11 protein-coding genes are annotated in these 13013 nt (G+C 41.0%); 9 read left to right on the top strand and 2 right to left on the bottom strand.

What is annotated here, in order from left to right:
- Positions 1-20: 20 nt before the first annotated feature.
- The 9 genes from FFM63_RS07040 to FFM63_RS07000 all read left to right on the top strand — a co-directional run bounded on the left by FFM63_RS07040 (position 21) and on the right by FFM63_RS07000 (position 9649).
- Entirely contained in the window at positions 21-932 is a 912-nt protein-coding gene (locus FFM63_RS07040; protein WP_137609613.1) for a PTS system mannose/fructose/sorbose family transporter subunit IID, read from the top strand.
- A gap of 110 nt (positions 933-1042) precedes the next feature.
- On the top strand, positions 1043-1414 hold the full coding sequence (locus FFM63_RS07035; protein WP_137609612.1) for a DUF956 family protein: 372 nt from the start codon (positions 1043-1045) through the stop codon (positions 1412-1414).
- 152 nt (positions 1415-1566) lie between these two features.
- The gene (locus tag FFM63_RS07030) at positions 1567-3327 is read left to right on the top strand and encodes a PTS mannitol transporter subunit IIBC (protein ID WP_137609611.1); all 1761 of its coding nucleotides are present in this window, start codon (positions 1567-1569) and stop codon (positions 3325-3327) included.
- Positions 3328-3414: 87 nt separating this feature from the next.
- On the top strand, positions 3415-5463 hold the full coding sequence (locus FFM63_RS07025; protein ID WP_137609610.1) for a BglG family transcription antiterminator: 2049 nt from the start codon (positions 3415-3417) through the stop codon (positions 5461-5463).
- Positions 5464-5498: 35 nt separating this feature from the next.
- Positions 5499-5936 (top strand): PTS mannitol transporter subunit IIA, encoded by a 438-nt coding sequence (locus FFM63_RS07020; RefSeq protein WP_137609609.1) that lies wholly within the window; start codon positions 5499-5501, stop codon positions 5934-5936.
- A 1-nt stretch (position 5937) separates the two neighbouring features.
- Complete coding sequence (locus FFM63_RS07015; protein WP_137609608.1) at positions 5938-7077, top strand: mannitol-1-phosphate 5-dehydrogenase; 1140 nt, start codon at positions 5938-5940, stop codon at positions 7075-7077.
- A 206-nt stretch (positions 7078-7283) separates the two neighbouring features.
- A complete protein-coding gene (nagB, locus tag FFM63_RS07010; protein WP_137609607.1) occupies positions 7284-7985 on the top strand; it encodes a glucosamine-6-phosphate deaminase in 702 nt (233 codons plus the stop codon).
- Between the two features lie 136 nt (positions 7986-8121).
- Positions 8122-8829, top strand: coding sequence for a pseudouridine synthase (locus FFM63_RS07005; protein ID WP_137609606.1), 708 nt, complete (start codon positions 8122-8124; stop codon positions 8827-8829).
- 115 nt (positions 8830-8944) lie between these two features.
- Positions 8945-9649 carry an MgtC/SapB family protein gene (locus tag FFM63_RS07000; RefSeq protein ID WP_137609605.1) on the top strand — a complete coding sequence of 235 codons (705 nt, stop codon included), beginning with the start codon at positions 8945-8947 and terminating at the stop codon, positions 9647-9649.
- A 156-nt stretch (positions 9650-9805) separates the two neighbouring features.
- Here the strand turns inward: FFM63_RS07000 and nrdF are convergent, their stop codons facing one another.
- Positions 9806-10771 carry a class 1b ribonucleoside-diphosphate reductase subunit beta gene (gene nrdF / locus FFM63_RS06995; RefSeq protein WP_137609604.1) on the bottom strand — a complete coding sequence of 322 codons (966 nt, stop codon included), beginning with the start codon at positions 10769-10771 and terminating at the stop codon, positions 9806-9808.
- A gap of 77 nt (positions 10772-10848) precedes the next feature.
- A complete protein-coding gene (gene nrdE / locus FFM63_RS06990; protein WP_137609603.1) occupies positions 10849-13008 on the bottom strand; it encodes a class 1b ribonucleoside-diphosphate reductase subunit alpha in 2160 nt (719 codons plus the stop codon).
- Positions 13009-13013 lie beyond the last annotated feature (5 nt).

Here is a 13013-nt window from a genome sequence, read left to right as displayed (position 1 = left end):
CTTGAAGGAGGAGAAATAAAATGGCAGAAAAAATCGAATTAACGAAAAAAGATCGTTTAGCCGTTGCATGGCGTTCTACCTTCATTCAAGGTTCTTGGAACTATGAACGTATGCAAAATGGTGGTTGGTGTTACGCAATGATGCCAGCAATCAAAAAATTATACAAAACTAAAGAAGACCGTACGTTAGCAATGCAACGTCACTTGGAATTCTTTAATACTCACCCATATATCGCTTCACCAATTCTTGGGGTTACATTAGCACTTGAAGAAGAACGTGCCAATGGCGCACCAGTTGATGACGTAGCAATTCAAGGGGTTAAGGTCGGTATGATGGGACCTTTAGCCGGTGTTGGTGACCCAGTCTTCTGGTTTACCGTTCGTCCGATGTTAGGTGCTCTAGGTGCTTCTCTAGCTTTAGCTGGAAACATCATTGGCCCAATCATCTTCTTCCTTGCTTGGAATATTATCCGTTGGGCATTTATGTGGTATACGCAAGAATTCGGCTACCGTGCTGGTTCTAAAATCACTGATGACCTTTCAGGTGGTTTGTTACAAAAAGTTACTAAAGGTGCATCTATTCTAGGGATGTTCGTGCTAGGAGCTCTAGTCCAACGTTGGGTAAACGTGAAATTCACGCCAGTCGTTTCTACTGTTAAACTAGACGAAGGTGCTTATATCGAATGGGATAAATTACCTGACGGTGCTCAAGGTATCAAAGAAGCATTAGCACAACAATCTTCAGGTCTTGCATTAGACAGCAGTAAAGTTACTACATTACAAGACAACTTGAATCAATTGATTCCTGGTCTTGCTGCATTACTATTGACATTGCTTTGCATGTGGTTATTGAAGAAAAAAGTTTCTCCAATCGTTATCATTCTTGGCTTGTTCGTAGTCGGTGTTGGCTTGCACGTATTAGGCGTAATGTAAGAAAGACAACCATTAAAAATGCTCGGGCTTGCCCGGGCATTTTTTTGCTAAATAATTGAAAAATAAGTATAATGAAAAACAGATACATATATGGAAATGGAGTAGGTCTAATGGTTCAGTCAATCAATACAACGATCGATTTGACGATCGATGCTACCTCGTATTTAGGGATCGCTGATTACGGAAAAATCATGATTGGTGATAATGGATTCGAGTTTTTCAACAATCGTGATGCACGTAAATTCGTTCAAATCCCGTGGGAAGAAGTCGATTATGTGATCGCTTCTGTTGTTTTCAAAGGAAAGTGGATTCCGCGCTATGCGATCCAAACGAAAAAAAATGGCACGTATTCATTTGCGTCAAAAGAACCTAAAAAAGTTTTGCGGGCGATTCGGGAATATGTCGATCCAAATCATATGGTGCAATCACTCGGCTTTTTCGATATCATCAAACGTGGGGTTCGCAACAAGCTGAATAAGTAGCAAAAAGTCGTTTATCTTCAAGATGAACGGCTTTTTAATTTTGGCACAAACTTCTGTGCCAAAGCTCTAGTTACAATTAATTGAAAGCGGATTAGTAACAAGGTATGATAAAAATGTAAACGAAATCATTTTATATCAAGGAGGAAATAAACATGGAAAATGCTGGACAGAAAAGTGGATTAAAAGCCAAAGTCCAACGACTAGGTAGTCACTTGTCGGGAATGGTGATGCCCAACATTGGAGCATTCATCGCTTGGGGCGTAATCACCGCACTTTTTATTGAAGCGGGTTATTTCCCAAATGAAAAACTTGCCACATTGGTCGGCCCAATGCTTTCTTACTTATTGCCATTATTGATCGCTTATACAGGCGGGAACATGGTGCATGGCCAACGAGGAGCAGTAGTTGGGGCTATCGCTGCAACAGGGGTGATTGTTGGTTCGGAAGTTCCGATGTTTATCGGAGCGATGATCATGGGTCCTCTAGGCGGCTGGTGTATCAAGAAATTTGATGACGCTTTCCAAGAAAAAATCAAAGCCGGTTTTGAAATGCTGGTCAATAACTTTTCTTCTGGATTGATTGGTTTTGCATTAGCGGTCGTCGGATTTTATGCGATCGGACCAGTTGTTGAATCACTAACGAATTTAATGGCATCTGGTGTTGAATCGATCATCAATATGCATCTATTGCCATTAGCAAATATCTTCATTGAACCAGCTAAGATTTTATTTTTAAATAACGCAATCAACCACGGGATCTTGACGCCACTTGGAATTGAACAAGCGGCAGAAACTGGAAAATCGATCCTGTTCTTATTAGAAGCTAACCCTGGACCAGGTTTAGGAATCTTGCTTGCCTTTACGTTGTTTGGTAAAGGAGCAGCAAAATCTACTGCACCAGGCGCGATCATTATCCAATTCTTAGGTGGGATCCATGAGATCTACTTCCCATACGTAATGATGAAACCTCTTTTATTCCTAGCTGTTATGGCAGGCGGGGTAGCAGGAACATTTACTTTCCAATTACTAGGTGCTGGTTTACGAGCTGCGGCTTCACCAGGTTCGATCATCGCAATCATGGCGATGACACCGCCAGAAAGTATCGTTGCCAACTTAGCGGGGATCATCGTTGGATGTGCGGTCTCATTCTTAGTTGCAATGATCATTATTAAATCTGACAGCAGCGAAGACGACGATTTGGCAGCAACGCAAGCAGCAGTCGCTGATGCGAAAGCACAAAGCAAAGGTCAAAGCGCAATGAAAGCAGCCAATCAAGAAGCATTCGGTAAGGTAAACAAAATCATCTTCGCTTGTGATGCTGGGATGGGTTCAAGCGCGATGGGTGCATCAGTTTTACGGGACAAAGTGAAAAAAGCTGGCTTATCATTACCAGTTTCTAATTCAGCAATCAACAACTTAACGGATGATCCAAATGCTTTGATCGTCACCCAAGAAGAATTGCATGAACGTGCTGCACAGAAAGCACCAAACGCAACATTCGTTCAAGTTGAAAACTTCATGAATTCACCGCGCTATGATGAAATCGTGGAAACCTTAACTGCAGAACCCGTTGTTAATGATCCGAAACAAAAACCATTAACAGATGATGTCGTCGAAGGATTAGCCGATTACTCAAAAGTCGATCATATTATTTTCGGCTATGACCAAGTGAAAGGCTCTGCTAATATGGGTGCCGTGACCTTGAAGAAATTATTGAAAGAAAACGGGTTGAACTATCCGGTGACCGTTGTTCCAATCAATGCATTGCAAGATGAAACAACTGCCTTGATCATTACGACAAAAGATGAAACAGTCAAAGCAGAACAACAAGCACCAAGCGCGACACATGTACTATTGACCGATTTAGTTGCTTCGGAAAAATATGACAAAGTCATTCAAAAATTAAAGAAATAAGTAGTCTTTTTTACAGAATCGTATTACTCTTAAAGCAGTGAGGATTCTCACTGCTTTTATCCTTTTGACATTATTGGAGGAGACATTGTGTATTTTTCGATTCGTGAAAAAAAGATCCTTTCCCTTTTATTAGATTATCCTAACGGTATTACATCGGAGGAATTGCAAGATATTTTACAAGTCAGCAAGCGGACTGTTTATCGTGAGATCTCAAGTATTGAAAAGACGATCAAGTCACAAGACATTCAGATCATCAAGCCACGGGGCGAAGGCTATCGCATCATAGGTGAAACAGTGAATCTGGAACGCTTGCAGCAACAGCTTGGCGAAAAACAAGCCGAATTATTTACCGACAACGTTCAGCGACAAAGCGCGATTGTTTGTTCCTTATTATTGATGGATGAAGAAGAGACGATCGAAGGATTGGCGATTGACTTTAAAGTCAGTCAAGCGACGATCACCTCTGATTTAGCGGCTATTGAAAAAAGTTTGATCGACTATCGATTAGAATTGCAGCGGTTGAAAGGCCGCGGGATTCGGATCGCCGGTCATGAAAAACAGCGACGCCAGTTATTGAGCAGTTTGATCTATAACGGTGTCAGTGAATTTGATTTTTTCCAATTCATCGATTCATTGCCTGAAGCAGCAACGACCGATAACTTCTTTTTAAAATTGTTGAGTCCAGCGAGCTTGCTGTTGGCACGAACGATCTTTGAAAAAATTGCTCAGCAAGTTTTTGAGCAAGTGACAGACAATCAATTGCAGCGTGTGTTGATTTTACTTGCGTTATCGATTGATCGGATGAAACAAGATCGTTTTATCGAAATTGAACAAGAAACGCAAGCAAAGCCTGACAGCATGCAGATTGCCGGTCAAGTGATGATCAAGGTGGCGACGACGATTGAAAAGTCGATTCCACCGCAAGAAGTTCGTTTCTTTGCCTTTCAATTGGAAGGTGTGAATTACAAGAAACCGCAAAATATCTTTATTGATAGCTTTGATGTTGAACTGTCCTACAAAATCAAAGAACTGATTCGCTTAGTTTCGGAGACGACAGGCACGGATTTTCGCAAAGATGAACAGCTCTTCAATGATTTATCCGCCCATATGGCAGCGGCGCTGAAACGAAATTTGACGGTCAATCAAGGAATTGATAATCCGCTGCTGCAAAAAATCCGCGATAAATATCAAACGTTGACGACAGCGATCATCCAAGATTTAGCGGTTGTTTTTCCCAATCATTCATTTACATTTGATGAATTAGGATATGTCGTGATCCATTTTGCGACTTCATTGGAACGACATCCTAGCGGTCGCGTCTTGTCTGCTTTAGTAGTCTGTTCCAGCGGCATCGGAACAGCACGGATCTTAGAAAGCCGGCTCCATAAGTATTTGGATGAGATCCAAAAGATCCAAGTCGCTAAGATCTCTGAGCTAAATCAGCTGGATTATAAAAGTTATGATTTGATTTTAGCTACGGTTTTTTTGCCAGGATTCCACTTGCCGTACAAAGTGATCTCACCGCTGTTGTTAGAAGATGAGATCAAAGAAATCAAAGAATATATCCAGACATTGCATCCGGATCGAGTCAATGACGATCCAATCGAACCAGAAAAAGAACCAAGCGAAGCCTTTGACGAGATTTATGAGACGATGCGGATCGCGAATAATTTACTGCAAAATTTTGATGTAAAACAAGTGAAGGCACAAGAAACGATCGAGCAGACACTGGCAGCGATTATTGAGCCGTTGCAAGGAACGATCGTCTCAAATGCGCAGCTGGTGACAGATCGAGTGATCAAACGATATTTGGTTGCGCCGATTGGGATTCCAAAAACCAATTTTGCGTTGTTCCACTGTGCGGATGCCCATGTCAAAGAACCGTTATTTACGATCTATGACTTGGACCAGCAGTTTTTGATCCAAGGGATGGACAAAAAAAGTATTGAGTTGACGCGGGTATTATTATTATTAGCGCCTGATCCGATGCCGGAGAGTCAGCAAAACTTATTAGGAAAAATTAGCAGTTCAGTGATTGAAAGTGATCTGAACACAGAAATTTATAAATTTGGCAACAAAGAAATCATTTATCAATTATTGAGTTCACTGTTCGTCAAAGAGATTCGAGAAAATTAAAGCAAGTTTAGCAAAGAGACCGGGAGGAAAATAAAATGGAATTAAATCCAGAAATGATTTTATTAGATCAGGAATACACGAATAAAGAAGACGCGATTCGTGCGTGCGGACAGCTGTTAGTCGAAGCAGGTTGTGTCGAAGAAGCTTATGTCGATGCGATGGTGGATAGAAACAAACTGGTTTCTGTTTATATGGGAAACTTTATCGCGATCCCTCATGGAACCGATGAAGCCAAACAATACGTGAAAAAAAGTGGCATTTCAGTCATCCAAGTTCCAGCAGGTGTTCAATTTGGCAAAGACGATACAGAAGATGTAGCGATGGTCTTATTTGGGATCGCCGGGATTGGAAATGAGCATTTGGATATTTTGCAAAAGATCGCGATCTTTTGTTCCGATGTTGAAAATGTAGTAAAATTAGCAGATGCAAAAACAAAAGAAGAAGTTATCAACTATCTTCAGGAGGTAGAATAAGATGCAAGCAACACATTTTGGTGCAGGAAATATTGGCCGCGGATTTATTGGAGAAATCTTAGCGAAGAACGGTTTTTCAATCGACTTTGTCGATATCAACGAAACGATTATCAATGCGTTGAATGAACGCAACGAATACACGATCCAGCTAGCAGATGAAAGCCAAAAAGAGATCCATGTCTCAAACGTTGATGGTCTGAATAATCAAACGAATCCTGAGGCAGTAATCGATTCAGTCAGCAAAGCAGATATCGTAACGACAGCGATTGGTCCAAATATTTTGCCGTTTATCGCAGAATTGATCGCTAAAGGAATCCAAAAACGCCGCAGCGAAGGCAACACAGCTGCTTTAGATGTCGTGGCTTGTGAGAACATGATCGGCGGCAGTCAATTTTTATTTGAAAAGGTCCAAGGCTTTTTATCCGCTGAAGATCTAGCATATGTGGAACAATATATCGGATTTCCTAATGCGGCAGTTGATCGGATCGTGCCGATTCAACATCATGAAGATCCATTGTTTGTTTCAGTTGAACCTTTCAGCGAATGGGTCATCGATGCCACTCAAAGCAAAAACAAAGACTTGCGCTTAACGGATGTTGAGTATGTAGAAAATCTAGAACCTTATATCGAACGGAAACTGTTTTCAGTCAACACTGGTCATGCGACCGTTGCTTACACCGGAGCGTATAAAGGCTATGAAACGATTGATGAAGCGATTGCCGATGAAGCAGTCTTAGCCAAATTGCGAGCAGTCCTTGGCGAAACCGGTAGCTTGTTGATCAATAAATGGGATTTTGACAAAGAAAAACATTTTGCTTACATTGATAAAATCGTCAGCCGTTTTGAAAATAAATACATTTCAGACAGCATCAGCCGAGTTGCACGGACACCGATTCGCAAACTAGGTTTTGACGAACGCTTTATCCGTCCAATCCGTGAATTGAAAGAGCGTGATTTGGCCTATGACAATCTGATCGACGTCGTAGCGATGATCTTGAAATATGATGATCCAAACGATGAACAAAGTGTGGAATTGCAAGGCTTGTTAAAAGAAAAAGCCGTTGCAGAAGTTATCCAACAAGTAACCACCTTAAATGATGAACAATTGATCGCAGAAATCGCTGCAAACTATCAAGCCTAATTTTTTAACTCCAGCAGAAGAAATTCTAAGCTGGAGTTTTTTTAGATTGGTAGACGGAGCCGCAAAAGAGCAATTTTTGACCAGCTGTAAAAGCGAGATTGAAGAATGATAAAAAATTAATTTTTTGGTCTAGACTTTTTTATTGAAAATTTGACGGAATGATGGTAGGATTGGTGTATACCAAATCGATAAAGGAGCGTTTACCCATGAAAGTAATTCGCGTGAAAGATGCCAACGAAGGCGGAAAAAAAGCATTTGAAATCATCAAAAATGGAATGGAAAACGGCGTAAAAGTATTAGGACTAGCAACAGGCAGCACTCCTGAAACTTTATATCAAGAAATGACAACTAGTGATTTAGATTTTTCTGGAATGACCTCTGTAAACTTAGATGAATACGTTGGTTTATCCGGCGATGATGTTCAAAGCTACCGTTACTTCATGAATGATCAACTATTCAATAAAAAACCATTTAAAGAAACATTCGTACCCAATGGGAAAGCAGAAGATCTAGCTGCTGAATGCAAACGGTATGATGGCGTGATTGCTGAGCATCCAATCGACTTACAAGTATTAGGAATCGGCCGCAACGCGCACATCGGTTTCAACGAACCGGGAACAGCTTTTGATGTAACTACTCATGTAGTTGAATTGACAGAATCAACGATCGAAGCCAACAAACGCAACTTCGAAAAAGTTGAAGATGTTCCAACCCATGCTTTGTCAATGGGAATCGGCTCAATCATGCAAAGCAAAAGCATTCTGTTGATGGCTTTTGGTGCAGATAAAGCAGATGCGATCAAAGACATGATCAACGGCTCCGTAACGACAGATGTACCAGCAAGCGTTCTGCAAAATCATGCAGACGTAACAGTTATCATCGACGAAGACGCAGCAAGCAAATTATAATAAATTGAGTACCGAGGATTATTTCCTTGGTACTTTTTTTGATTGAAAACGCGGCAATAGTTTATGCTGAGCTAACTTGCTTCTTGGACTTTCTTTAGCTATAGTGAAAATTAGAAAAGTTTTGCGGAGGATAAGTATGCGTTTAGATAAATTTTTAGCAGAAGCAGGTTTAGGAAGTCGGAAAGAAGTCAAACAGCTGATTAAGCAAGGAAGAATAACTGTCAATCAACAAAATGAAAAATCGGATAAACGGCAAGTCGATCCACTAAAAGACATGATCGCTTTTCAAGGTGAAGTCTTGCATTATCAGGAGTTTTACTATTATTTGTTACATAAACCGGCGGGCGTAGTCAGTGCAACTGAAGATCCGCGGGACAAAACGGTCATCGATTTATTTTCGACGACTGATTATCGCAGCGATCTTTTTCCGGTAGGGCGATTGGATAAAGACACAGAAGGCTTATTGCTGATTACGAACGACGGCAAGCTGGCTCATGGATTATTGTCGCCGAAAAAACATGTGGAAAAAGAATACTATGCTGAGATCAAGGGCGTGATGACAAAAGCCGATCAGCAGCGTTTTACTGAAGGCATCACATTAGACGGTGGATTGACCTTGCCAGCGGAATTATTGATCGATGAAACGACCGAAGAAGCATCGAAAGTCCGAATTGTTTTACATGAAGGAAAATTTCATCAAGTGAAACGGATGGTCAAAGCCTGCGGCAAAGAAGTGAGTTATTTAAAACGGATCCGGATGGGTGAACTAGTTTTGCCTGAAAGTTTAGCTAAAGGAGCTTATCGACCGTTGACTGATGCAGAATTAGAATTGTTAAAAGGCTGAGCGAATCCTTTTTTGCTAGAGCGTGCTATACTGGAAGAAGAGTATGTGGTGCATTCAGTTATTTTTACAAATTGGATCGCAAGACAACAAATACAAACTAGGAGGCGATGCTCGAATGGATCTGAAATTATCAGTTTATGAAATCATGTTGCGGCTGTTTTTAGCCATGGTCATGGGCGGCGCGATCGGCATGGAACGAGAATATAAAAACCGTCCGGCAGGGATTCGCACGCATATTTTAGTGTGTATGGGTGCGGCGATTATTGCTTTGATCCAAGTTGAGATTGCTGATCAGGCGTTGCAATATGCAGCAGCCAACCCGAAATATATCGGCGTCGTCCGTGCAGATGAAGCACGTTTGATCGCACAAGTCGTCAGCGGAATCGGTTTTCTTGGTGCAGGAACGATCATGGTCAGCAATCGATCCGTCAAAGGGTTGACGACTGCCGCTTCGATTTGGGCAGGTGCTGGATTGGGGATTGCAATTGGGATGGGCTATTATACGATCGCTGTCTGCAGTTTTGTCGGGATCATTTTGGCGCTGACAGTAGTAAAACGAATCGTCCGGATCAATGCCAGCAAAAAACTTGAGATTCGCTATATTCATCGCGAAGCAACCAAAGAATTTATTATGAACTACTTCGAAAGTAAAAAAATCGAAGTGGAAGATGTCGACTTCGATGTCGATTTTATGGATGATTACCGAATTTATACAAACGTCTATACAATTGATATGCCGCGGGGAATGAACTACACGGATGTGATCGAAGACTTGTCGATGTATAAAAATATTACTAAATTGCGAATGATCAATATTTAACAAGAAGGTTGTGACAAAATGTCACAACCTTCTTGTTCGAAATAAACGGTGTTCCAACTTCTTCAGAAATAAGCCAAAATTTCATAAAATTTTGAGCAGCAATTTCTGGAAAATCCTGCTTACTTTTTGAAGCTGTCCACTTCTGTCACAACCTTTTTAGTCTAAACCAATCAAATAGTCATCATCTGTCATTGCTTCAACGTGTCCAAGCAAATAGCCGTTGCCGACTTGCGAGAAGAAGTCATGGTTGCTGGTACCGGTAGAAATGCCGTTCATAACGATTGGATTGACATCGTCTGCGGTGTCTGGGAACAATGGGTCCATCCCAAGATTCATCAACGCTTTATTGGCATTGTAGCGCAAGAAAGTTTTCACTTCGTCGCTCCAGCCGATGCCATCATACAATTCTTCAGTGTAGTGTTCTTCATTTTCGTACAATTCATATAATAAATCGTACATCCATTCTTTCAAGCGTTCTTGTTCTGCTTCCGGCAACTCATTGTAGCCAAGCTGGAATTTGTAACCAATATATGTTCCGTGAACAGATTCGTCACGGATGATCAATTTGATGATCTCAGCGACATTGGCAAGTTTATTGTTGCCTAAATAATACAGCGGCGTGTAAAAACCAGAATAAAACAAGAAGGTTTCTAAGAAGACACTAGCAATTTTCTTTTCTAGCGGCGTACCGTTTTTATAGATCTCATTGATTCGTTCCGCTTTTTTCTGCAAGTATTGATTCGTATTGGTCCATTCAAAAATATCATCGATCTCGGCTTTTGTATTCAACGTACTGAAAATCGATGAATAACTTTTGGCATGAACTGATTCCATGAATTGGATATTGTTTAAAACCGCTTCTTCATGAGGAGTCCGAACATCTTTGCGCAGCTGATCCATCCCGCTTTCAGATTGGACAGTATCCAGTAAAGTCAAACCGCCAAAGACGTAGCCGACGGTCGTTTTTTCAAGCTCGGAAAGAGTCCGCCAATCATCTAAATCATTTGATAGCGGGATTCGTGTATCCAGCCAAAATTGTTCGGTTAATTTTTCCCACGTTGATTTATCGATGATGTCTTCGATCTCATTCCAGTTAATGGCTTCATAATAAGTTTCTGCCATGTGTATTCCTCCTATAACTCGTTTAATTACCTGCAAGATTTCCCTCCACAAGCGTATGCTCAAGAGGGAAGTTGTGATTAAATCACGCAGCTTTCACATTGATTTGAACCAATCTCTTCAGCGTCATCGGTAAAGGTCCGGACGTAATAAATCGATTTGCAGCCTTTATAAAAGGCATAGTTGCGTAAAATATTCAAATCACGTGTCGTTTGTTTACTTTCAGTTTTCCATTCGTATAAGCCGGCAGGAATCTCAGAACGCATGAACAAAGTCAAGCTCATTCCTTGATCGATATGTTGTTGCGCAGTGGCATAAACGTCGATTACTTTGCGCATATCCATGTCATAAGCGGAAGTATAATAAGGCAGAGTCTCATTATTTAAATAAGGCGCTGGATAATAGATCTTGCCAATTTTCTTTTCTTGCCGCTCTTCGATTAAACGAGTGATTGGGTGCAAGCTGGCACTTGTATCATTGATATAAGAGATTGAACCGTTTGGAGCAACCGCTAAACGATTTTGATGATACAAACCGTCTTTTTGGATTGCTGCTTTAAGTGCTTGCCAATCTGCAGCCGTCGGTACAAAGATATCTTTGAAGATTTCTTTGACTTTGTCTGTTTTTGGGAAGAACTCGCCAGTTGTGTATTTATCAAAATAAGAACCATCAGCATACGTTGATTTCTCAAAGTTATGGAAGACCGTCTTACGTTCTTTGGCTAGTTCATTGCTTTCTAGCAAAGTCCAATAGTTCAGCAAAGTGAAATAAATATTAGTGAAATCGATCGATTCTTCAGAGCCATAGGCCATTAAGTATTTTGCGAAGAAGCTGTGCAAGCCCATGGCGCCTAAGCCGATCGTATGATTTAATTTATTGCCGTTTTGAATCGAAGGAACGACTTCGATATCTGATTCATCCGTCACAAAAGTCAACGCACGAACCATTGTCCGAACGGATTGACCAAAATCAGGACTTTCCATCAAGTTAACGATATTGGTTGAACCAAGGTTGCAGGAAATATCGGTGCCCAACACATCATATTCTTGGCGGCCATTGATAACAGAAGGCGTCTGAACTTGTAAGATTTCAGAACACAAATTGCTCATAACGATCTTGCCGTCGATCGGACTCGTCCGATTCGCCGTATCGATATTGATGATATACGGGTAACCAGATTCTTGCTGCAGTTTAGAAAGTTCATTTTCTAAATCACGGGCACGAATTTTTTTCTTGCGAATATTTGGATTGGCAACTAAATTGTCATATTCTTTTGTGATATCTACATAAGAATACGGTACGCCATATTCACGCTCGATGCCATAAGGACTGAATAAATACATGTCTTCATTTTTGCGAGCCAATTCGTAAAACTTATCGGGAACAGTCACACCAAGGGAAAGAGTTTTCACACGGATCTTTTCATCCGCATTTTCCTTTTTCGCGGATAAGAACATCTCGATATCAGGATGGAAGACGTCTAAATAAACGACACCGGCACCTTGACGCTGACCTAATTGATTAGAATAAGAAAAACTGTCTTCGAATAATTTCATGACAGGAACGACACCGCTTGCCGCACCATCAAACCCTTTGATCGGTGAACCCGCTTCACGCAGATTCGACAGGTTGATCCCAACGCCGCCGCCGATCCGGGACAATTGCAACGCTGAATTGATAGAACGGCCAATACTATTCATATCATCAGTTACTTGGATCAAGAAACAAGAGACCAATTCGCCACGACGTTTGCGTCCTGCGTTCAAGAAAGAAGGGGTAGCTGGTTGGTAACGCTGATGGATCATTTCATCAGCAAGAGCCAGCGCTAATTTTTCATCCCCGTCAGCAAAATACAAAGCGTTAAAGGCCACGCGGTCTTCATAGCTTTCTAAATATTCGGTTCCCGCATTATTTTTCAACGCGTACTGTGAATAAAATTTATAAGCTGCCATAAATGATTTAAACGTGAAATGCTGTTCAGCCAAATAAGCAAAAAGTTTTTCAATAAAAGCTGGGGTATATTTCGCAATAAATTCTGTTTCCAAAAAGTCTTCTTCTATTAAATAGTTGATTTTTTCTTGGACAGAAGAAAAGGTCCGAGTGTTCGGCTCAACATTTTCTTTGAAAAAAGCGGCCAAGGCATCTTTGTCTTTATTTAATGGGATCTGTCCATTCACTGGACGATTAATTTCGTTGTTCAACTTGAAGTAGGTTACGTCACCTAGATTTTTTAAACTCATCTCAT

The organism is Enterococcus pingfangensis (assembly GCF_005405205.1).
GTDB classification, from domain to species: domain Bacteria; phylum Bacillota; class Bacilli; order Lactobacillales; family Enterococcaceae; genus Enterococcus_A; species Enterococcus_A pingfangensis.
The sequence above is the reverse complement of the archived record's forward strand: the minus strand, read 5'-3'. Positions and strand labels throughout refer to the sequence as shown.